Origin of the sequence: Kitasatospora sp. NPDC057936 (assembly GCF_042887525.1) — a bacterium.
Lineage (GTDB): Bacteria > Actinomycetota > Actinomycetes > Streptomycetales > Streptomycetaceae > Kitasatospora.
The window spans coordinates 1-21,238 of record NZ_JBHVPD010000098.1 but is presented as its reverse complement, the minus strand read 5'-3'; the positions used below and the strand labels follow the sequence as shown (position 1 = coordinate 21,238).

Below are 21,238 nucleotides of genomic sequence, written 5' to 3'. Positions count from 1 at the left end.
CGTACCGTGGGCGGGTTGTCAACGCGAAGACTCTGACGGCTGCTCCAGCGGCGCCGCAACAGCGGCCGCGACGGCGGTCGCGACGTCGACCGGGTCACCGACCGGCGCGGTCGGGTAGGCGGACGTCGAGCGCGCCCACGCGTCGTCCAGGGCGAAGAAGTCGACGGGCGCCGGGCGGGTGTGCTGCGTCAACGCGACCTCCAGCGAGGCGAAGAACGCCGCCCAGCGCTTGGCGTAGAGGTCCGCGACCAGGCCGGACCACTCGCGCGCGGCGTACTCGTGCAGGCCGCCGTCCTCGGCCTCGGCCCGGGTGCCGCCCCACGTGGTGAGGATCGAGCGCGCGTCGTACTGGAGTTGGTCGCGTTCGGCGTCGGTGGCTCCCCAGGACGGCACCTGGGCGAGCCACGTGCCCACCATGAAGCGGGCGTCGGTGGCCGCCAGCCGGTCGAGGTCGTCCCCGGCGGCCGTCCAGCGGCTCACCAGCGACCGGAACGCGGCGAGGTCCCCCGCGCCGTAGGCCCCGGCGATCTCCGGGAGCAGCCGGCGGCTCTCGTCCGCGAGCGCCTGCCGGGCGACGTTGACGAGGTCGTACCGGTAGGCGTCGGTGGCGCGCAGCTCCGGCGCCACCGCCAGGAGCTCGGCGAGGGCGCCGCGCACGGTCGCGGGGTCGTAGCGCAGCGCCTTCGGCGACCAGGACGCCGAGGTCGAGGCGGTCAGCGACGGCCGGGCCGTGAACAGCCCGTCCTGCGGCTCGCTCCACCCGTCGGACGGCATGCCGTACGGGCCCTCGCGCAGCTGCGCCCAGGCCGCCGCCGCGTGGGCGTCCGGGCGGCCGTAGCGGGCCGTCGCGTACGCCGTGAACCAGGCCGCCCGGTCGAGTCCGGCGGGCGACCACGCGAGGTCGGCGAAGAGGGCGAGGGCGGCCGGGTCGGTGCCGGTGCCCTCGGGCATGAAGGCGATGCCCTTGAGCGCGCTGCCGGGCCTGGTGAGCCACTGGCGGAAGCGGGTGGTCCAGACGCCCGTGTTGGCACCGAAGGTGGTCTTGCCGCCGAAGTTGGGGATCGTGCCGAACGCGTACGGCGTGCCGCCCCAGTCGGACTCGCGGTCCAGGCCGTCGTAGCGGTCCGAGAGGCCGTCGACGATCAGCATCAGGCTGCGGTCCACGCCCGCCAGCAGGGCCGTGGTGGGGTTGTGCTCCCAGCCGAGGACCGCCCAGACGGCGCCGGGGTGCGCGGCGAGCAGGGCGCGCTGGATCGCGCCGGCCGCGGCGGGTACGTCGACGCCGCCCGCGGTGCCGCCCTCGTGGAGCGGGTCCATCTTGTACATCGCGCTGTCGCCGAACGCGTCGCGCTGCGCGGCGTAGTAGGCGGCGGCGACCTCGGCGAACAGCGGGCCGGTGGGGTCGAGCCAGGAGTCGCGGGCGAACGCCGTCCAGGTGCCCTGCGGCACGACGGCGGCGCCGGGGTTGCGCTCGGCGAAGTCGGTCGGGACGGTGCCGAAGTAGCCCGGCAGCACCGGCGTCATGCCGAGCGCCCGCAGGTGGTCGCAGACCCGGCGGCCGACGGCGGCGCGGGCGGCGACCAGCTGCTCGGAGACCGGGCCGCCGAAGCCGGACATGTTCTGCAGGAGCCACCACGGCTGGTGTGCGGGCGCCGGGATCCAGGCGCGCAGGTCGTCGGCGGAGTAGCCGAAGCCCTGGAGCGCCCGCAGGTACGGCGCCTCGGCGCCGACGGTGACCAGGACCTCGTTGAAGCCGTGCAGCGCGAGGACGTCGACCTCGTGCTGGTAGTCGGCGAAGCTCCGGTAGGGGCCGGAGTAGCCGTTGTCGGTGTCGTTGAGCGCGTAGCGGTGCGGGACGACGGCGGAGTCGGTGTGCGGGGTGGGCACCGGCGGCAGCGTGGCCGGGAGCGCCGCGGTGCTGTCGCCGGGCAGGCCGATGTCGGCGTGGGCGACGTTGCGCAGGTACCAGCCGACGCCGGTCAGCAGCGTGGCGGGCGAGGTGCCCCGCACCCGGATCGCGCCGGGCGCGCCGGAGACGGTGAACGCGTCGACGCCGGGCGCGGCCTGCGCCTCGGGGACGAGGCTGATCTGCGCGGCGTGGGCCGGCAGCAGCCGGGTGAGGGCGGCGACGGCGGGCGCGGGGTCGAAGGGGGCTGATGCGCGCACAGGGTCGGAAGGAGCCGATGCGCGCGCGGCGGGTGCCGGGACGAGTACCAGGGCGGCGCACACGCAGAGCAGGGGGAGCAGCACGGGGACGGCGCGGCGGTCGGAGCGTGCGATCAGCGGCATGCGACCGACGGTCGCACCTCCCTGCGGCGCGGTGCCCCCGGCTCGCGGGCCCTCACCCGGATGAGCGCGGGGGCTTGTGCACGGGCACGCGCAGCAGGAAGCGCGTGCCGCCGCGGGTGCTCGGGTCGATGGTGAGGGAGCCGCCGTGGGCGTGGGCCACCCAGGCGGCGATGGACAGGCCGAGGCCGCTCGAACCACCGCCGCTGTGGAAGCGCTCGAACAGGGAGGCCGCCCGCTCGGGCGGGATGCCCGGGCCCGCGTCGTCGACGGCGACGGTGCCGTCCGCGGTGACGGTGACCTCGACGTCGGCCGGCTGGCCCGGCCGGTGCCCGTGGGCGAGCGCGTTGCCGAGCAGGTTCGCGATGGCACGGCGCAGCAGCCCGGCGTCGGCGAGGACGATCACGGGCTCCGCGCGGACGGCGACGCGGTGCCCGTCGGCCGGGGTGTCGGCGACGACGGCGTCGACGAGCTGGTCGAGCCGCAGCGGTTCCCGGTCGAGCGGGACGGCGCCGGCCATCAGCCGGGCGCGGGTCAGCAGGTCGTCGACGAGCTCGCTCATCCGGGTGGACTGGCGCAGCGTGCGGCGCAGGATCTCGGTGGTGTCGGCCTCGCCGCGCAGGCCGGTCTCGGCGAGGACGCGGACGGAGGCGACGGGGGTGCGCAGGTCGTGGGCGGCGTCGGCGAGGAACGCCTCCTGCTGGTCGAGCGCGTCCAGGGCGGGGCGCACGGCCCGGCCGGCGAGCCAGTGGCCGGCGAGGGCGGAGAGGGCGACGAGGACGGCGCAGGCGGCGGTGAGGAGCAGGGCGAGGCGGTCGTGGTCGGCCAGGTTGCCGGAGATGTCGACGGCGGCGACGGCCACGGTGTCCGTGGTGTCCTGGTTCGGGCCGGTGAACGGCTGGGCGGAGAGCCGGAGTTGGTGGCCGTTCGGCGCGGTGGTGGTGAGCCGGACGACGTCGCCCTCGCGCGCGGCGTCGTCGGCGGCCGCCTGGTAGGCGTCCGCGGGGACGGTCAGGCAGGCGCGGTGCGGGCGGGCGGCGACGGTCATCTGCTCGGCGGTGCCGGTGAAGAGCGTCACCGGCGGGCAGTCGTAGCCGCCCTCCTTGGGGTCCGGGTACTCCAGGGCGCCCTGCTCGTCGTAGTGCAGGTCGGCGGCGAACTCGCTGGTCCGCAGCTTCAGGTCGGAGTCGACCTGGGAGCGCCAGGCGTCGTCGTCCGCGTGCACGGCGACGACCGCCATGCCGACCAGGGCGAGGGCGCTGACCAGGGCGAAGAGCAGGGCGATGCGGCGGCGCAGGCGGCGGATCCGGCCGGCCGGGGTGGGCGGGACGTCCTTCTTGAGTGCTTTCCAGCCCGTGGTCCGCCCGCGTGCGGCTTTCACGCGTGCGGCTTTCACGCGTGCGACTCCAGCCGGTAGCCGACGCCGCGCACGGTGTGGATCAGGGCCGGTTCGCCGAGCTTGCGGCGCAGCTGGGAGACGAGCACCTCGACGACGTTGGAGTTGGGTTCGGTCAGCTCGTCCCAGCAGCGCTCGATGAGCTCGGCGCGGCGCACCGCCTGGCCCGGGCGGGCGGCGAGCGTCTCCAGGACGGCGAACTCCTTGATCGTGAGGGTCAGCCGGACGCCGTCGCGGTGCACGGTGCGGCGGGCGGTGTCGATCTCCAGGCCGTCGAGGCGCACCACGGGCGGGCGGGCGACGGTGGTGCGGCGGCACAGGTTGTGCACCCGGGCGACCAGTTCGGGAACGGCGAAGGGCTTGACCAGGTAGTCGTCGCCGCCGGTGGCGAAGCCCTCGACCCGGTCGGCGACGGTGTCGCGGGCGGTGAGGAACAGCACCGGGACGGTCCGGCCGTCCGCGCGCATCCGGCGCACGTAGTCGGCGGAGTCGCCGGAGGGCAGCATGCGGTCGAGGACGACGCAGTCGTAGCCGGTGACGAACAGCGCCTCGTCGGCGGCCGGGAGGTCCCCGGCCTCGTCGACCGCCAGCCCGCCGCCCCGCAGGGCCGCGGCCACGGCGAACCGCAGGTCCTCGTCGTCCTCGACCACCAATATGCGCATGCCGGCCAGGATATCCACGGCCCGGGGAGGGGCCGTCGGCGGTCCTGCGGGCACGAACGCGCCTCCGGGGAGGGTCGAGGGGCGGCGCGCCTCCGCGTCCGTGGGGGACCGGGAGGCGCGCCGTCTGCGGAGGATCATGACAGCGGGAACCTGAGGAACTCATGAGCCCGGTGGTGGCCGGTCGGCCCGGGCCGTCCCGCCGGTGTCGTCCAGCGGTCCATGCCGCCGCGGCAGAAGCGCATCGCGAGCCGGTGGTGCCCGGCGGAGGCGGCGTGTTCGCACACCACGTGGAGCGGCCGCACGTCCGCGCTCGCGATCTCCCGCGCGGCGGTTCCGGCGCCGACCACCGCCGCCAGCGCGACCGCCGACCACCCGGCCCGGCGCAGGAGCCCCCCGGCCCGCGCCGAGCCGCGTATGGATTCCGACATCGACTGCTCCGTCCGCCTACCGTCCGACTACGGAACAGAGTGTTGCGGGGGGTACCTGAGGATTCGCTGAAGCGGGGAGCCGCAACCGACGGTGTGGCGTGCGGCGTGCGTCGCACGCAGCACGCAGCACGCAGCACGCAGCACCACGGGCGTCCGGGCGGGTCATCCGTCGCGCGTCGACTCTCTCATCTGACGTAGTTTCGGCTCTCCCTCGTGCACACTCCCTTCACACCGGCCGGTCGGACCCGCGAGGCTTCCGCTCGGACTGCCACCGGGCCGCGCGACCGCGCGGCCCGTCGCATGGGGAGGACCGACATCGTGCCCAACAGGCAACGTCGACGGCTGCTGCTTCCGGCCGTCACCCTGACCGCCCTCGGACTGACCACCACCCAGGCGCTCGCCGCCTCCGAGCCGCCCAGGCCCCGCCCGCACCAGGCGCAGCACCTTCAGGAGATCGGGCAGCAGCACGCGAGAAAGGTCCAGGAGGGCCGCGGCGCGGCCGGGCCCGCGTTCTCGGCGAAGGCCGACCGGGGCGGGGACGACGGCGGCGCGGACGAGGCCGAGAACGCGGCCGAGGGCACCGCGCAGTACACCGAGGCCCGCACGGCCCCCGGCGTCGTCGCCCCCGGCGCGTACGGCGCGGCCTGGGCGCAGCTGAAGTCGATGCCGAGCGCCGGCGGCCGCTGGGAGCAGGTGACGAGCAAGCCGTACAACGCGGACGACCCGCGCTACCGCGACGTCAACTCCAACTCCAGCGGCGGCGCGGGCTTCGTCACCGGCCGGATCACCGGCATCGCGGCGGACGACGACGGGTACGTGTACGCGGGCGGTGCGAACGGCGGCGTGTTCCGCTCCCGGACCGGCGGCGGGCAGTGGCAGTCGATCTCGGAGAAGCTGCCGTCGCTGTCCACCGGCACGCTGGACCTGGACGGCACCGGGCGGCTCTGGTACGCGACCGGTGAGTCGAACACGGGCGCGGTCTCCTACGTCGGCACCGGCGTCTACGTGCTCGCCGACCCCAAGCGCGGCCAGTTCCAGCCCGGGAACCGGGTCGGCGGGGCGGAGTTGGAGTCGACGACGATCCACGCGCTGCGCTTCGCGGGCGACAAGGTGTGGGCGGCCACCAGCCGGGGTGTGTGGAGCCACTCGACGACGGACCTCTCGGGCCCGTGGACGCAGGAGTTCGTGCCCAACCCCGAGTACCTGCCCGGGGGTTCGAAGGCGGGCGACCCGAGTGCGCCGTACAAGAACATCGCCAACGACATCGCGATCGACCCCAAGGATCCGTCCAAGGTGGTCCTGGCCGTCGGCTGGCGCGGCGGCGACACGTACAACGGCTTCTACAGCAAGGCCGCGGACGGGAGTTGGCAGCGCGTCGCGTCACTGGGCGACCTGCCGACGGACGCGGCGAACGTCGGCAACGTGACCTTCGCGCGCTCGGCGGACGGCTCGCGCTACTACGCGATCGACCAGTCGCCGGACCTCACCGCGCACAACCCGGACTCCGGACTGAAGGGCATCTACGTCTCCAAGTCCGGTTCACCGTCCGGTCCGTGGACGCTCATCGCGGACAAGGACAAGATCAAGAACTCGGGCTCCGCCCTCCAGGGCGCCGGCTACCAGCCGGGCATCCAGTCCTGGTACAACCAGTTCCTCCAGGTCGACCCGGCCAACCCCGACCACGTCTACGCCGGTCTGGAGGAGGTGCTGGAGACCAAGAACGGCGGTGCCTCCTGGATCGTCCCCGGCCCCTACTGGAACTTCCCGTTCCCCTGCTGGAGCATCGACCCGACGAAGCAGACCGGCGACTGCTCGCCGACCACCCACTCCGACCAGCACGCCGTCGCCATCGGCACCTACCACGGCAAGGCGAGCGTGTACGTCGGCAACGACGGCGGCATCTACACCCGCCCGGTCAACGGCGCCGTCGACTCCGGCGGGCACGCCAAGGACTGGAAGTCCCTCGCCGACGGCACCATCGACACCCTGCAGTACTACTCGGTGGGCGTGGGCAAGGACCTCTCGGACCGCTCCGGGCGGGGCGTCAGCGTCAGCGGCGGCCTCCAGGACAACGGCGAATCGATCCTGCGCGCCCACGACAAGGTGATGGGCTCCAACTTCGGCGGCGACGGCGGCGACACGCTGGTCGACCCGGGCAACGGGTGCAACATCGCCCAGGAATACGTCTACATGGACGTATGGGTCACCCAGAACTGCGCCGTCAACGACGGCTCCGGCAACTCCGACCCCAGCAAGGCCACGTCCTACGAGGTCGCCCCGCCCGACAAGGCCACCAACTCCGCCCGCTTCATCGCCCCGCTCGCCGCCGACCCCAAGGACGTCAACACCTGGATCGCCGGCGGCCGGCACATCTGGGTGCAGCACAAGGGCTACGCGATCCGCAGCGGCAGCGAGTGGACCAGCGCCTACGACCTCGGTGCCGGGCACTTCGCCACCGCCGTCTCGACCGTCAACGGCACCGTGTACGCGGGGTGGTGCGGGCCCTGCAACAACCAGGGCTTCACGCGCGGCATCGCGGTGGGGAACACGGACGGGACGGGCTGGCACCAGCTCAACCTGCCGGTCGACGGCACCCTGCCCAACCGGTACATCTCGTCGTTCGCCGTGGACGAGAACGACGCGCAGCACGTGTTCGTCGCCATGAACGGCTTCTCGCGGTCCTGGACCGAGGGGCCCGGCGCCGGCATCGGGCACGTCTTCGAGTCCCGGGACGGCGGCGTCACCTGGACCGACATCTCGGCCAACCTGCCCGACGTGCCCGCGGACTCGGTGAAGATCCTGCCCAACGGCGGCCTCGCCCTCGGGACCGACCTCGCGGCGTTCTACCGGGCGCCGGGCGCCACGGACTGGAAGGTCCTCGGCCGCAACCTGCCGACGACGTCCGTGCAGCAGCTGAAGACCGGCCCGGACGGCAAGCTGTACGCGGCCACCTTCGGGCGCGGCATCTGGGCCGTCGACCTGCGGCGCTTCGACTACAGGGACGTGGTCGGCGACGTGGCCGGGGACCAGGAGGACTGAGCGTTCCACTGAGGCCCGGCCCGCCGAACGTCGGCGGGCCGGGCACCGGCGTTGCGGAACCGGTGTTGCGGAACCGGCGTTGCGGAACCGGCGTTGCGGAACCGGTTCGGGGGCCGCACCGTCCAAGCGGCGACCCCCGACGATCAGGAGACCCCGCCCCGTGAAGCGACCCGCCGCCACCATCGCCGCCGGCACCCTGCTCCTCGCGCTGGCCACCGCCGCGTGCAACTCCACGGCCGCGCCGCCGACTCCGTCGCCGACACCGGCCGTCACGGGCACGCCGTCCACGCCGTCCACGGCGCCGAGCCCGTCCACGGCGTCGAGCCCGTCCAGCTCGCCTGCTGCGCCGACGCCCACCGCCACGGGACGGCCCACGACGATGCCGACCGCCCCGAGCACGGCCGTGACCACCCCGCCGCCCATGCGCCCGACGCCCGCCCCGACCTTCTCCCTCGGCCCCGACAACCCCACCGACCTCCCGCACCGCCCGGTCCCGGCGGGGTAGCGCGAGTTCGCGCTTCCCAGGTGTGCGCCCCCTGCGGACAGGGCGCGCGCCGGGGTCCCCCATTCGAGCGATCGTCCGTATGCCTGATGAACAGTACGCTCGCGCACACCCGCTGCCGCCAGGGCATCATGCGAGCACGAACTCGATTGCCTCGTGGCGCGGGACGCACCCGAACCCCAGAAACGAGGTACTGCTGGTGGCACTGACAGCCGCAACGGTCACGGCCGAACTCGAGGCAGCGAGCACGGTCGGCGACCCGGAGGCCGACGCCCTGGTCTCGGAGCTGATCGAGAAGAGGGAGATCGACGGGGTCAACGCCCTCTTCCGCACCGTGGGCACCCTCAAGCCCGGGCAGGACCTCACCCGACTGCCCGACCGGCTGGCCGACTTCCTGCGCGAGGCGGCGGCGCCGCCGCCGGACTGGAGCGAGGCCGACGTCAAGGCCGCCGAGGGCTTCTTCGCCCACCACCACGGCGAGGCGTCCATGCTGCAGGGCACCGTCGGCCTCATCGGCACCTACCTCTCCCCGACCGGCGCGTTCACCCTGCGCTCGACCGGCCGCCTGGGCGGCGTGGAAGGGCCCGGCCGACGGCTCTCGCAGTCCAGCCGGCTGTTCATCGACATGGGCGACAAGGACGCCCTGCGCAACGGCACCCTGGCCGCGAACGTCACCAAGGTGCGCCTGGTCCACGCCTCGGTGCGGCAGTTGCACAAGAAGAGCGGGGAGTGGGACTACGCGAAGTGGGGCGAGCCGGTCTCGCAGAAGTACACGACCGGCGCCGCCTGCGTCTTCAGCACCCAGATCCTGCAGGCCATGCGGAACCTCGGGATCGACGTGTCGAAGGACGACGCCCGCGGCTTCGTCTGCGCCTGGCACTACGTCAACCACTACCTCGGCACCCCGGAGAGGTGGCAGCTGCCCAAGGACGCCGATGAGCTCGAACGGCTGTGGAACCAGGAACGCGACCGGGAATGGCGGAAGTCGGAGGACGGCGTCTTCATGACCGCCCAGGCCGTCAGGTTCTACCGGGACTTCCTCAAGCCGGGAATGAGCGACGCCTACCTCGCCCTCTCCCGCGTCGCCCTCACCGACAAGTACGCCGACATGGCCGGCCTGGACCGGACGCCGCTGTCGGAGGCGGGCAAGGTCGCGGCCGCCGGCCACGGCATCGTCAGCGGCATCGGTGGCGGCCTGCTCGGCGGCGCCGCGAAGCAGGTCACGGGCGTCAACCCGTACAAGGACATCCTCGGAGCCGTGTCCGAGGCGTTCAGCAAGGTCGAGCGGTACGCCCTCACCCACGACCAGGACGACCAGCCGCAGATGCACCAGGACCTCCACGACAACCGCTGACGCCCCAGCCCTTCGGGCCCCGCCCGCTCAGGGCCGGGCCCGACGGCCGGCTTCCTCCAGGGCGTCAGAGGGACCTTGTCGGTGGTCCCACCCGTCACCGCTGCCCTTCCAGCGGTCGCCGGCGAAGTAGACGAGGGCGGCTTCGAGGTCGAGGGGGAGGGCGCTGGTCGGGCCGAGGTCCCAGATGCGGGCCCAGCCTTTCGAGTCAGTGAGGGCCTTCGGGACAATCAGGCCCTCTTTGAGCTCCAAGGCGACGTGGTACTGGTTCGGCAGGACGTCGCCGTCGGTCCCGTGAACCCGCACCGCAGTCACGTCCTCCCACCGCACTCGAAGTTTGCGGCCCCGGTTGATCTCGACCGTCTCGGCGTCGATCCGGAGCCTCGTGGCCACGGCCCACAGGGCGACCGCCATCAGGACGAGCGTGACCGTCACCCCCACGAACTGGAACTGGTGCCTGCGGAACAGGTCCCAGCTCTGCTGCCAGTCCGCTCTCGGGCCGTCGTGTGCAGTGAGCGGCGAGGCGACGGCGAGGTACGCGAGGACCGGCATGGCGAGGTCGAGGGCGAGGAACCACACGGTGCGGACGGTGTGGGCGCTGCTGCGCATGAGGACGGTGCGCGGTGTCCACGCCTCGGCCGCGGACCGGTCGGCGTCCGCTCCGGCGAGGCGCCGGCGCAGTTCGGTGTGCCGGTACTGGTGGACGCCGCCGACCTGGCGCAGCAGGCCCAGTCCGTGTGCGTCCTCCAGGAAACCCATCACGTCCCACGGAAGGCGCCCGAACAGCCACAGTTCGACCCGCGTGGCGGTCCAGCGCCCCCATCGGCTCATCGCGACGAGGGCCAGGGCCGAGCAGGACCAGGCGGTGAGGAAGGACACGGTGGGGATGAGGGGACTGTCGTGGGTCTGCGAGAAGACCGCCATCGAGAGCCCGGCGATGGCGGGTGCGACGACCGCCGCCTCGATCAGGGCGATCCGCCGTTCGTCGGCGAGCAGCATCCTGGGCTTCGTGGCCGTGTCGTACTCGGCCCGCCGCGTGAGGAGGAGGCCCGACAGCGTGGGCAGGGCGACGGTGGGCACGACCGCGGGGACGCCGCCCGGAACGACCGTTGCCGCACCGACGAGGCTTGCGGCGAGCAGGGCCATGATGACCTGGATCCTGGGTGCGGCCGGCCGGCGGGGGCGGCCGTCGAGGCCGGGGAACAGGTGCCGGGCGGTGGTGCGTCCGAGGACCGTGGAGATGGTGGCCAACTCGGCGACGAGGTCGATCGCTTCGGTGGTGGTGCCGGGCCACAGGAGCCGGTCGAGGGAGAGGAGCGCCAGGACGGCCGTGAGGACGATGCCGCCCCATGCGAGCGGATGCGTGACCACGCCGCGCAGCTGCCACCACGCGATGTCCTGTGTCCGGCGGCGGATCAACTGCCGGGCCAGGAAGTCGTGGTACGTCCGGGCGTCCTTCACACCGCACCGGCGGACGGGCTTGGATTTGGAGGCGGATGCCGGGGCCCGCGAGTAAACGGCGGGGATCAACTCGTCGAGGAGGTGGCCTTCGACGTCCGCGCGTGTCGGAAACCTTGCGGAGTCGAGGAGTGCGCGAGGATCTCGGGCCCCGCTCGCGTAGACCTTCGTCGCGAGCCAGAGCATCAGGGGTGAGGAGAAGGCCGCCGCGACGGGTCCGTCAGGACTTCGTGTGATCTGCTCGAAGACTTCTTCCCACTGGGGAAGTTGGTCCTCACGGCATTTCCCGGTGAGATAGTGCCGTCCGGCTTCCGGGGACATCGGACAGGCCTGGATCACCGGGATGTGCCGGAGTTCGGAGTCCGGGGGAATCTTCTCGATCGCTTCCGGCCGCGACAGCAGGACCAGGGGCACCTTGGTGTTCGCGCGCCAGCCGTCGATTCCGAGGACGACCTCCTGGCCGGAGAGGGACATGAGCTCATCGAGGCCGTCCAGGATGGGGATGACTCTCTTCCCGGTGACCAACGACTGCACCTCGTGATTCCATGCAGGGCGCGCCGCGGCCCGGTAGTCCTGCTGGATGCGCTCGATGACCCAGTCCTGAAGGTTCTTCTTGGGCGTCCAGCCCGAGAGCGACAGCAGGACGGGAACGGGATCCCCCGACTTCCGGTGGTGCAGCAGGTCGAGGACGAGGAGCACTGCCAGGGACGACTTCCCCGCTCCGGCGGGTCCGGTGATGACCAGCCGGGCGGGGTCGAGCGTCCGGATCCGGGAGAGTGCCTCATCAGTGTCGATCGACTCTTCGAGGGCGCCGAGTTGCCGTGCGTCCCAGCGAACCGGCATGCGTACGGAACCGGTCAACCGGCGGGCGTTGGCCTCGTCTTCCCATTGGACGAGCACGTGTCTGGCCAGTTCGTCCTCGGCGGGCGAAGGGGGCGCGTAGTTGTTGACGGTGTGCGCCTGGATCACATTCCCCGTGACCTGTCCGTCAAGGTTGTTGTGTACCGAGTCAGTCACGCCGTCATGATGACATTCCCTCAGGGCTTGAGGATCAGCCGGATCGGGTTGCCCGCCTTCTGCTCCAGGGCTTCGACGGCCTTGGCGGCGTCGGCGAGCGGGAAGGTGCCGCTGACCGAGCGGGAGAAGTCGAGGCGGCCGCCCCGTGTGAGGGCGACGAGGTCGATCACGTCCTGGGACTGGGAACCGTAGTGGCCGCGGATCTCCTGGCGCAGGAAGCTGACCATGGTGCCCTTGGTGATGGTGAGGGGCTGGTCGGTGAGGCCGACCAGGACCAGGCGGCCGCGTTCGCCGAGGGCGGCCATCGCCTGCTCGCGCACGGGGGCCGCGCCGGCGAAGTCGAAGGCGGCGGCGAGCGGGCGGCCGCCGGTGGCCTCGCGCAGGTGGGCGGCGAACCCGGGGTCGAGCGGGTCGAGGGCGGCGTCGGCGCCGAAGGCGAGGGCGCGTTCGCGGGCGGCGGGGAGGGGGTCGACGGCGACGATGGGGAAGGCGCCGATGGCGCGCAGGAGTTGGACGCCGTGGGCGCCGAGTCCGCCGACACCCCAGACGCCGACGGCCTCGGCCGGGCGGACGGCGCCGGTGGCGGTGATGGCGGCCCACGGGGTGGAGACCGCGTCGGGGATGAAGCAGGCCTGCTCGAAGGGGAGTTCGTCGGGGATCGGCACGAGGGTGGTGGCGGTCGCGAGGCTGTACTCGGCCCAGCCGCCGTCGTAGTCGACGCCGCGCGTGAAGACGACGCCGCCCCGGTGCTCGCCGGCCTGGAGGAGGACGCGGTCGCCGACGGCGGCGGTGGTGACGCCCTCGCCGAGGGTGTGGACGGTGCCGGCGACCTCGTGGCCGAGGGTCACCTTGTCGCCGGGGAGGTAGAAGGGCTTGAGGGTGCCGTCGATCAGGTGGACGTCGGACAGGCAGACGCCCGCCGCCTCGACCTTGATCAGGACCTCGCCGGGGCCGGGCACCGGGACGGGCACCTCCTCGACGGCGAACGTGCCCTTCGTGACGTCGAGGCGGCCGGCGAGCATCGTGGCGGTCATCCGGATCTTCCCTTCCGACGGGGGCGGCGCGGCCGGGGGATCGTCTCCGGGCCCGCCCCGCGCACTTACTTGTTGGTCAACAAGCAAGTTCGACACTAGCATGGTGCCATGCCCACGCACGATGGTCCGGACGCCGCTTCTCCGGGCACCCCGTCCCGCCGCACCCAGGCCGAGCGGCGCGCCCAGGCCGAGGCCGCCCTGATCGCCGCCGCGGCCCGGCTGATCGCCCAGCACGGCAGTGCCGGCGTCACGCTCGCGCGGGTGGGGGAGGAGGCGGGCTTCAGCCGGGGGCTGGCCTCGCACTACTTCGGCTCGAAGGCCGCCCTGCTGGCCCGGCTGCAGGAGGAGGCGCTGGCGGAGGCGATGGCCGCCGCCGCGCCCGAGCGCAGCGGTGCCGGGGCGGTGGACGAGCTGTGCGGGTTCGCCCGGGGGTGCCTGGAGGGGGTGCGGAAGCCCACCGACCTGGGGCGGGCGTTCGTCGTCCTCGGGGCGGAGGCGCTCGCGGGGGCGTCCGAGCTGACGGCGGCGGTCGCGGAATTGGACGCCCGTACGCGGGCGTGGGTGGCCGACGTCGTCCGGCACGGCGTGGCCGGGGGTGAGGTGCGGGCGGCGCTGGACCCCGGGGCGTTCGCGCTGGCCATGGTGGGCCTGGTCAAGGGGCTCGTCGTCCAGGGCGCCACCGACCCGGACGCGTTCGACGTGACGGCCGCGACCGCGGAGGCCGAGCGCTGGATCCGGCTGGCACTGGTCGCCGCCTGAGTCCGGCCGCGAGGCGTTACGGACGGACCGTGAGGCCGTCCAGCACGAGGTCGAGCAGGCGCTCCGCCTGCGGCCGGTGTTCGGCGCCCGCCGAGGTGAGGGCGATGCCTTCGAGGGCGGCGAAGACGTCGGTGGGCCGGATGTCGGTGCGGATCGCCCCGGCGGCCGTGCAGGCGTCCATCAGCGACGTGATGGCGGCCTGGATCATCTCCCGGCTGTGCCCGTAGGGGCTGCTCCCGGTCGCGGCGATCGCCCGCAGGGCGTCGATCATGCCGTACTTGGCGGTGACGTAGTCCAGGAAGAGGCGCGTCCACGCCCGCAGGGCCTGCATGGGCGGCTCCTGCGCGAGCAGGGCGGGGGCGGCCTCGCACAGGTGGGCCACCTCGTTGCGGTAGACCGCTTCGACGAGGGCCTCGCGGGTGGGGAAGTTGCGGTACAGCGTCGCGCTGCCGACGCCGGCCTCCCTGGCGATGCGCTCCAGGTGGGCGTCCAGGCCCTCCGTCGTGAAGACGCGCACGGCGGCCGTGAGGATCTTCTCCCTGTTGCGCTGCGCGTCGGCCCGCAGCGGTCGCGGCGCTACGTCGCTCATCGGTGTTCGCCATCCCTTCCCGGAAGTCTGGCGGCAGCCTATCGACTTGCTAAGCGGAGGCATCCCCACTTAGCGTGAGAATAAGTGGGGGCGTCTCCGCTTTCACTGTGGGTCGTGGTGACGACCCGCACGCAGCCAGGGGAAGGGACCGATCATGTCGGGTATCCAGGGCAAGGTCATCGCGATCACGGGAGCCAGCAGCGGCATCGGGGAGGCGACCGCGACGTACCTCGCCGAGGAAGGCGCCCGGCTCGTGCTCGGGGCCCGGCGCGAGGACCGTCTGGCCGCCGTCGTGGACGGCATCACGGCGAAGGGCGGCACCGCCGTCGGTGTCATCGTCGACGTCACGCGCCGCGAGGACCTCCAGCGGCTGACGGACACCGCCGTCGAGTGGTACGGCCGGCTCGACGTCCTCGTCTCCAATGCGGGCACGATGGCCGTCTCGCCGTTCGACGACCTGCGTCAGGACGACTGGGACGCGATGGTGGCCACCCACATCACCGGCCTGCTCAACGGCATCGGGGCGGCCCTGCCGGTCTTCCGTCGCCAGTGCTCCGGCCAGTTCGTCAACGTCGCCTCCACCGCCGCTTATGTCGTCAAGTCGCCGCAGGGCGTCTATGCGGCGACCAAGACGGCGGTGAAGGTGCTCACCGAGGGGCTGCGGCAGGAATCCGGGCCCGATCTGCGCGTCACCCTCGTCTCGCCCGGCTTCACCAATACCGAAGGGGTCGGCAAGGGTGCCAGCCCCGAGGCGGCCGCCGCGATGACCCGGCAGCGCGACGAGATCGCCATGCCGCCGTCGGCGATCGCCTCGGCCATCGGCTACGCGATCGGGCAGCCCGAGGGCGTCGACGTCAGCGAGATCGTCGTCCGGCCCACCGCGCAGGCCTGACCGTCCATCACATCTTCTCCGCAAGCGGAGAATTGACTGACAGATGTCAACTCCGTCCGCTAGCGTGCCCGTTGGGGGATCGCATACGCAGCAAGGGGAGGAGAAGCATGTCCAGGAGGATGCGCATCGCGGCTCTGACGGCCGTCGTCGTGCTCGGACCGACGAGCACTGCGGCGGCGCAGGCCGCGCCCGCGGGCGAGACCGTCGTGACGGTGAGCGGCGAGCGGCCGGTGCCGCTCGTCAGCCCGGACGGCGGCACGCTGTACGTCGTCGCCGTCGAGAGCGACCGCAGCGTGAGCGTCAAGACGGTGGACGTCCGGACGGGCGCGACGCGGGGGCGGGTGGGGCTGGGCGCGCTGGAGTGGGGCGTCAACGCCGCGCTCAGCGCGGACGGTTCGCGGCTGTACGTCGCGGACGGGCAGCGGCTCGTCGTCGTCGACACCGCGGGGAGGGCCGTGCTCGCGACCGTCGCGCTGCCCGACCAGCCGCGCCCGGCCCGCTGGAGCGCCGGCCCGGCGCTCGGCCTGGCCGTCGGCGCGGACGGCGGCACGGTGTACGTGTCGCAGCGCGGGCCGATGCACTACAAGCAGAAGCCGGGTCCGGGTCGGATGCTCACCTTCGACACCGCTCGGCGGGTGTTCACCGGCTCCGTCCCGCTGCCCTCCAGCGGTGTGGGTGCCCCGGTGGTGCGGCCGGGCGGGCGGGACCTGTACATCGGCACCTCAAGCGGCATCCAGCACTGGAGGACGGCCGGCCCGGCCCTCGTCGGCACGGTGGCCGGGACGGTCTCGGCCGCCGAGTTCGACCTGGCTTTCTCCCCGGACGGCACGCGGCTCTTCGCCGTCGACGGGGGCTCGTCCGGCCGGGGCGACCTCATCGACCCCGCGACCGACACGGTGAGCCGGCACGTCACGCTCGCCCCCGAGGGCTCGACCGTGAACACGGCCCGGGCCGGGGCGGACGGCAGCCGGTTCTACGCGGTGAAGGACAACGCCCCGAACAAGGCGCAGATCCTCTCCGTGGACGCCGCGACCGGCGAGACCGTCCCGGAGGAGGGCGTCACCGTCGCCGAGGAGCAGCTCAGCGGCCTCGCCGTCGGGCCGGACGCCCTCGTCGCCGGCGGGTCCAACGGCGGCTACCAGGCGCGGCTACACGTGATCCCCCTTCCCTGACGACCAGGCCTCGACCCACGCGGCGGGCCACGGGGTGCTCGTGCGCTCGCCGCGGGGGACGTGAACCGCCACGTACCGTCCCGAGGCGGCGAGTCGGCCGTCCTCCGCGCGGATCTCGAAGCGGAGGGTGATGGACGTCGTGCCGATGCGTTCGACGGTGAGTTCGGTCGTCACCTCCTGGCCGAACCACAGCGGCGCGCTGAAGTCGGCCTCGTAGCGGACGCGCGGGGCCGCGCCGAAGTAGCCGGTGATGCCGCGGGTGCGCATCAACTCGGCCTCCGCCGCCTCGACGTAGCGCACGATCGCGGTGTTGTGGTGGTGGCCGGCCGCGTCGGTGTCCATCCACTCGACGCGGCTGCGGTGGACGGCGCTCGCGAAGCGCGCACCGTCCACCGGCTCAGGAGACGGGGGCCGGTTCACGGGGCGGGGTCCAGCGGAGGTGGACGGCCCGGTCGGGGTCCTCGGCGCGCAGCAGGGTGAGGCGGGGGCGGATGGCGTCGGTGCGGGAGGTGGGGGGTTTGCGGCTGCCGGCGCGGTAGGGGAGGGGCCAGTCGGCGGCCGGGCCGCGGTAGTCCTGTTCGGCGGCGGCGTGCAGCGTCCACTGCGGGTCGTAGAGGTGGGTGCGGCCGATGGCGCAGAGGTCGGCGCGGCCGGCCATGAGGATGGAGTTGACGTCGTCGTAGGAGGCGATGGCGCCGACGGCGATGACGGCGGTGCCGGTGACCGCGGCGACCTCGTGCCGGATCCGGTCGGCGTACGGGGTCTGGTAGGAGCGGCCGTAGGCGGGGCGTTCGTCCTTGGTGACCTGGCCGGTGGAGACGTCGATGCCGTCGGCGCCGTGGGCGATGAAGGCGCGGGCGATCTCGACGGCGTCGTGTTCGGTGTTGCCGTCGGGGGCCCAGTCGGTGGCGGAGATGCGCACGATCACCGGGCGGTCGGCGGGCCAGGCCGCGCGGACGGCGTCGAAGACCTCCAGGGGGTAGCGCAGGCGGTTCTCCAGCGGGCCGCCGTACTCGTCGGTGCGGTGGTTGGCCAGCGGGGAGAGGAAGGACGAGAGCAAGTAGCCGTGGGCGCAGTGGAGTTCGAGGAGGTCGAAGCCGGCTTCCGCGCCGCGCCGGGCGGCGGCGACGAACTCGGCGGTGATCCGGTCGAGTTCGGCGCGGGTAAGCTCGCGCGGCGTCGCGGAGGCGGGGCCGTAGGGGACTTCGGACGGTCCGACGACGTCCCAGTTGCCCTGCTCCAGCGGTTCGTCCATGCCCTCCCACATGAGCCGGGTCGAGCCCTTGCGGCCGGAGTGGCCGAGCTGGAGGCCCATCCGGGCGGTCGAGTTGGCGTGCGCGAAGGAGACGATGCGCTGCCACGCGTCACGCTGCCCGTCGTTCCACAGGCCCGTGCAGCCGGGGGTGATGCGGCCCTCGGGGGAGACACAGACCATCTCGGTCATGACCAGGCCGGCACCGCCCATCGCCTTCGAGCCGAGGTGGACGAGGTGGAAGTCGCCGGGGAGGCCGTCGACGGCGGAGTACATGTCCATGGGCGAGACGATGACGCGGTTCTTGAGCTCCAGCGGCCCGAGCCGGAAGGGCTGGAACATCGCCGGGACGACGCTGTCGGCGCCCTGCGCCTTCGCGAAGGCCTCGTCGACGCGGTCGGCGAAGCGCGGGTCGCGGGTGCGGAGATTGTCGTAGGTGATGCGGCGGGAGCGGGTGAGCAGGTTGAAGCAGAACTGCACGGGCTCCTGGCCGGTGTACATGCCGATGTTCTCGAACCACTCCAGGGAGGCCTGGGCGGCGCGCTGGGTGGACTCGACGACCGGGCGGCGCTCGGCCTCGTAGGCCGTCAACGCCCCGTCCAGCGTGGGGTGTTCATGCAGGCAGGCGGCGAGGGCGAGGGCGTCCTCCATGGCGAGCTTGGTGCCCGAGCCGATCGAGAAGTGCGCGGTGTGCGCGGCGTCGCCGAGCAGGACGAGCCCGCCGTCGTGCCAGCGCTCGTTGCGCACGGTGGTGAAGTTGAGCCAGCGCGAGTTGTTGGCGAACAGCCGGTGTCCGTCGAGCTCGTCGGCGAACAGGGCGCGGATCCGCTCCACGGCGGGCTCGTCGGAGGCGCCGGGCGGGAGGTCGGGGCCGGTGTCGAAGCCGGCCCGGCGCCACACGTCCTCGTGCATCTCGACGATGAAGGTGGAGCCGGTGGCGGAGTAGGGGTAGCCGTGGACCTGCATGGTCCCCCACTCGGTCTGCTTGATGAAGAACTGGAAGGCTTCGAAGACCAGGTCGGTGCCGAGCCACATGTACTTGTTGCGGCGGGTGTCGAGCGTGGGCCGGAAGGCGTCCGGACTCGCCTGCCGGACGGCCGAGTTGACGCCGTCGGCGGCCACGACCAGGTCGTGCCCGGCGCGCAGCGCGGCGGTGTCCGGCGCGGGCGTGCCGAAGCGCAGGTCGACGCCGAGGCCGCGGCAGCGCTCCTGGAGCAGGTGCAGCAGCTCGCGGCGGCTCATGGCGGCGAAGCCCTGGCCGCCGACGGTGTGGGTGCGGCCGCCGACGTGGATGTCGATGTCCGTCCAGCGGGCGAAGCGGTCGGCCATGGCGGCGGCGAACTCGGCGTCCGCGTTCTCGATGCCGCCGAGCGTCTCGTCGGAGAAGACCACGCCGAAGCCGAAGGTGACGTCGGGCGCGTTGCGCTCCCACACGGTGACCTCGTGGGCGGGGTCGAGCTGCTTCATGAGCGCGGCGAGGTACAGGCCGCCGGGGCCGCCGCCGACGATCGCGATCTTCACTGGGTTCCTTTCTCGGCAGGGGCCTGGCCGCCGCTGCGCTCGCCGTCCGCGACGAGCCGGCGCAGCACGAAGCGCTGGAGCTTGCCGCTGGTGTTGCGGGGCAGGGCGTCGCAGAACCGCACGTCGCGCGGGTACTTGTAGGGGGCCAGGACCTGTTTGACGTGGTCCTGGATCTCCCTGGCCTTGGCGGCGGCCGCCTCGCCGTCCGGGACGCCGTCGCGCAGGACGACGAACGCGCAGACGACGGAGCCGCGTTCGGGGTCGGGCTTGGCGACGACGCCGGACTCGACGACGTCCGGGTGGGTGTCGATGGCGGCCTCGACCTCGGGGCCGCCGATGTTGTAGCCCGAGGAGACGATCATGGCGTCGCTGCGGGCCTGGTAGAAGAAGTAGCCGTCGGCGTCGCGGTGGAAGAGGTCGCCGGTGACGTTCCAGCCGTCCACGACGTACTCGTCCTGGCGCGGGTCGTCCAGGTAGCGGCAGCCGACCGGGCCGATGACGGCGAGCCGGCCGGGCTCGCCGGGGCCGAGCTCGTGGCCGTCGAGGTCGAGGATGGTGGCCCGGTAGCCGGGCAGCGGGCGGCCGGTGGCGCCGGGGCGGATGTCGTCGCCGGCGGCGGAGATGAAGATGTGCAGCAGCTCGGTGGCGCCGATGCCGTCGATGACGCGCAGGCCGAGGCGGTCGCGCAGCTGCTCCCAGGTGCTCTGCGGGAGGTGCTCGCCGGCCGAGACGGCGACGCGCAGCCCGGCGAGCCGGTGCTCCTGCTCCTCCCGCAGGATCGCCTTGTACGCGGTGGGGGCGGTCGCGAGGACGGTGACGCCGTGGCGCTCGACGTGTTCGGCGAGCTGGAGCGGGGTGGCGGTCTCGGTGAGCAGCACGCAGGCGCCGGCGCGCAGCGGGAAGACGACGAGCATGCCGAGGCCGAAGGTGAAGGCGAGCGGCGCGGAGCACGCGACGGTGTCGCCGGGGCCGAGGCCGAGGAGGGGGCGGCCGAAGGTGTGGTCGATGGAGAGCACGTCGCGGTGGAAGTGCATGGTGATCTTGGGGACGCCGGTGCTGCCGGAGGTCGGACCGAGCAGGGCGACGTCGTCGGCGGCGGTCGGGACGTTGGTGAACTCGCCCGACTTGGCGGCGGTGCGGGCGAGGAGGTCGTCCGGGGTGTCCGCGCCGTGGGTGACGATCACGAGGGAGGCGTTCTGGAGCCGCTCGACCTCCTCGGTGTGGCGGTGGTCGACGAGTGCGACGGCGGGCCTGGTGCGTTCCACGACCGGGGCGAGCTCGCGGGCGCGCAGCGCGGCCATCGTGGTGACGGCCACGCCGCCCGCCTTGAGCACGCCGAGCCACGCGGCCACCGCCCAGGGGTTGTTGGGCGAGCGGAGCAGCACGCGGCCGCCGGGCACGAGGCCGAGGTCCTCGGTGAGCACCTGGGCGACCTGGTTGGCGCGGCGCCGGAGGAGGCCGTAGGACCAGGTCTCGCCGTCGGGCGTGCGGAGGGCGGGGAGGTCGGGGCCGTGCTCCGCCACCGGGCGGTCGATCAGCTCGGTGGCGGCGTTGAGCCGGTCCGGGTAGTGCAGTTCCGGCGTGGTGAACTCGATCGTCGGCCAGTGGTCCGCCGGCGGGAGGTGGTCGCGGGTGAAGGTGTCCTGGTGGGCCGAGGGTGAGAGGGACAACGGACGGGTCCTTCCGGGGGAACTCGCGGGCGGTGGGGGCGCCGCGGGCCTGTCTTCGAACCCCCGCCGTCCGCCCGGAGGGCGGGCGTGGCGGCGTCTGGGTGCGTGCATCGCAAGGCGGAGGAGGGAGTTCCATGCGGTGGGGGCACCTCCCGGCCGTCAGGCTGGGGGACATCGGCGACCGACGACAACGCGGCGAGGTGCGTGCCC

At 73.1% G+C, this 21,238-nt stretch carries 16 protein-coding genes; 6 read left to right on the top strand and 10 right to left on the bottom strand.

Annotation, left to right across the window (positions count from 1 at the left end):
- Positions 1-18: 18 nt before the first annotated feature.
- The 4 genes from ACFVU9_RS36660 to ACFVU9_RS36645 form a co-directional block, all read right to left on the bottom strand.
- Positions 19-2,289, bottom strand: coding sequence for an alpha-N-acetylglucosaminidase (locus ACFVU9_RS36660; protein WP_387601104.1), 2,271 nt, complete (start codon positions 2,287-2,289; stop codon positions 19-21).
- 52 nt (positions 2,290-2,341) lie between these two features.
- Positions 2,342-3,667 (bottom strand): sensor histidine kinase, encoded by a 1,326-nt coding sequence (locus ACFVU9_RS36655; protein WP_387601101.1) that lies wholly within the window; start codon positions 3,665-3,667, stop codon positions 2,342-2,344.
- An 11-nt stretch (positions 3,668-3,678) separates the two neighbouring features.
- Complete coding sequence (locus tag ACFVU9_RS36650; RefSeq protein WP_380435226.1) at positions 3,679-4,344, bottom strand: response regulator transcription factor; 666 nt, start codon at positions 4,342-4,344, stop codon at positions 3,679-3,681.
- 134 nt (positions 4,345-4,478) lie between these two features.
- Positions 4,479-4,772, bottom strand: coding sequence for a hypothetical protein (locus ACFVU9_RS36645; protein ID WP_380435225.1), 294 nt, complete (start codon positions 4,770-4,772; stop codon positions 4,479-4,481).
- Between the two features lie 300 nt (positions 4,773-5,072).
- Here ACFVU9_RS36645 and ACFVU9_RS36640 point away from each other — a divergent pair, with 300 nt between their 5' ends.
- The 3 genes from ACFVU9_RS36640 (at position 5,073) to ACFVU9_RS36630 (ending at position 9,667) form a co-directional block, all read left to right on the top strand.
- Positions 5,073-7,811 carry a glycosyl hydrolase gene (locus tag ACFVU9_RS36640; RefSeq protein WP_387601096.1) on the top strand — a complete coding sequence of 913 codons (2,739 nt, stop codon included), beginning with the start codon at positions 5,073-5,075 and terminating at the stop codon, positions 7,809-7,811.
- 160 nt (positions 7,812-7,971) lie between these two features.
- Entirely contained in the window at positions 7,972-8,316 is a 345-nt protein-coding gene (locus tag ACFVU9_RS36635; RefSeq protein ID WP_387601094.1) for a hypothetical protein, read from the top strand.
- Between the two features lie 196 nt (positions 8,317-8,512).
- Positions 8,513-9,667, top strand: coding sequence for an oxygenase MpaB family protein (locus ACFVU9_RS36630; RefSeq protein WP_387601091.1), 1,155 nt, complete (start codon positions 8,513-8,515; stop codon positions 9,665-9,667).
- Between the two features lie 27 nt (positions 9,668-9,694).
- On the opposite strand, the gene ACFVU9_RS36625 is transcribed toward ACFVU9_RS36630, so the two are convergent.
- Positions 9,695-12,139, bottom strand: coding sequence for an NACHT domain-containing protein (locus tag ACFVU9_RS36625; protein ID WP_387601088.1), 2,445 nt, complete (start codon positions 12,137-12,139; stop codon positions 9,695-9,697).
- Positions 12,140-12,159: 20 nt separating this feature from the next.
- Positions 12,160-13,173: an alcohol dehydrogenase catalytic domain-containing protein gene (locus ACFVU9_RS36620; RefSeq protein WP_380491081.1), complete on the bottom strand. Its 1,014-nt coding sequence runs from the start codon at positions 13,171-13,173 to the stop codon at positions 12,160-12,162.
- A gap of 108 nt (positions 13,174-13,281) precedes the next feature.
- Here ACFVU9_RS36620 and ACFVU9_RS36615 point away from each other — a divergent pair, with 108 nt between their 5' ends.
- Positions 13,282-13,932: a TetR/AcrR family transcriptional regulator gene (locus tag ACFVU9_RS36615; protein WP_387601085.1), complete on the top strand. Its 651-nt coding sequence runs from the start codon at positions 13,282-13,284 to the stop codon at positions 13,930-13,932.
- A gap of 16 nt (positions 13,933-13,948) precedes the next feature.
- Here the strand turns inward: ACFVU9_RS36615 and ACFVU9_RS36610 are convergent, their stop codons facing one another.
- Complete coding sequence (locus ACFVU9_RS36610) at positions 13,949-14,521, bottom strand: TetR/AcrR family transcriptional regulator (RefSeq protein WP_387601082.1); 573 nt, start codon at positions 14,519-14,521, stop codon at positions 13,949-13,951.
- Positions 14,522-14,675: 154 nt separating this feature from the next.
- On the opposite strand from ACFVU9_RS36610, the gene ACFVU9_RS36605 reads away from it, so the two are divergent.
- Together ACFVU9_RS36605 and ACFVU9_RS36600 are read left to right on the top strand one after the other, a co-directional pair.
- Entirely contained in the window at positions 14,676-15,413 is a 738-nt protein-coding gene (locus ACFVU9_RS36605; protein WP_387601079.1) for an SDR family oxidoreductase, read from the top strand.
- Between the two features lie 107 nt (positions 15,414-15,520).
- Positions 15,521-16,585 (top strand): YncE family protein, encoded by a 1,065-nt coding sequence (locus tag ACFVU9_RS36600; protein WP_387601076.1) that lies wholly within the window; start codon positions 15,521-15,523, stop codon positions 16,583-16,585.
- Here the strand turns inward: ACFVU9_RS36600 and ACFVU9_RS36595 are convergent.
- Genes ACFVU9_RS36595 through ACFVU9_RS36585 form a run of 3 tightly spaced genes read right to left on the bottom strand, consistent with a single transcriptional unit; the run spans position 16,562 to position 21,028 of the window.
- Positions 16,562-16,978: an acyl-CoA thioesterase gene (locus tag ACFVU9_RS36595; protein WP_387601074.1), complete on the bottom strand. Its 417-nt coding sequence runs from the start codon at positions 16,976-16,978 to the stop codon at positions 16,562-16,564. The genes ACFVU9_RS36600 and ACFVU9_RS36595 overlap by 24 nt on opposite strands.
- 4 nt (positions 16,979-16,982) lie before the next feature.
- Entirely contained in the window at positions 16,983-19,358 is a 2,376-nt protein-coding gene (locus ACFVU9_RS36590) for a bifunctional salicylyl-CoA 5-hydroxylase/oxidoreductase (RefSeq protein WP_387601071.1), read from the bottom strand.
- Positions 19,355-21,028, bottom strand: a complete 1,674-nt coding sequence (locus ACFVU9_RS36585) for an AMP-binding protein (RefSeq protein ID WP_387601068.1) — start codon at positions 21,026-21,028, stop codon at positions 19,355-19,357. The genes ACFVU9_RS36590 and ACFVU9_RS36585 overlap by 4 nt, the downstream gene beginning before the upstream one ends.
- Positions 21,029-21,238 lie beyond the last annotated feature (210 nt).

What these genes read in the sequence shown, in the direction of transcription:
- ACFVU9_RS36660 (WP_387601104.1), bottom strand. Translation starts at nt 2,289, where the DNA reads ATGCCGCTGATCGCACGCTCCGACCGCCGCGCCGTCCCCGTGCTGCTC.
- ACFVU9_RS36650 (WP_380435226.1), bottom strand. Translation starts at nt 4,344, where the DNA reads ATGCGCATATTGGTGGTCGAGGACGACGAGGACCTGCGGTTCGCCGTG.
- ACFVU9_RS36645 (WP_380435225.1), bottom strand. Translation starts at nt 4,772, where the DNA reads ATGTCGGAATCCATACGCGGCTCGGCGCGGGCCGGGGGGCTCCTGCGC.
- ACFVU9_RS36640 (WP_387601096.1), top strand. Translation starts at nt 5,073, where the DNA reads ATGGGGAGGACCGACATCGTGCCCAACAGGCAACGTCGACGGCTGCTG.
- ACFVU9_RS36620 (WP_380491081.1), bottom strand. Translation starts at nt 13,173, where the DNA reads ATGACCGCCACGATGCTCGCCGGCCGCCTCGACGTCACGAAGGGCACG.
- ACFVU9_RS36615 (WP_387601085.1), top strand. Translation starts at nt 13,282, where the DNA reads ATGCCCACGCACGATGGTCCGGACGCCGCTTCTCCGGGCACCCCGTCC.
- ACFVU9_RS36610 (WP_387601082.1), bottom strand. Translation starts at nt 14,521, where the DNA reads ATGAGCGACGTAGCGCCGCGACCGCTGCGGGCCGACGCGCAGCGCAAC.
- ACFVU9_RS36605 (WP_387601079.1), top strand. Translation starts at nt 14,676, where the DNA reads ATGTCGGGTATCCAGGGCAAGGTCATCGCGATCACGGGAGCCAGCAGC.
- ACFVU9_RS36600 (WP_387601076.1), top strand. Translation starts at nt 15,521, where the DNA reads ATGTCCAGGAGGATGCGCATCGCGGCTCTGACGGCCGTCGTCGTGCTC.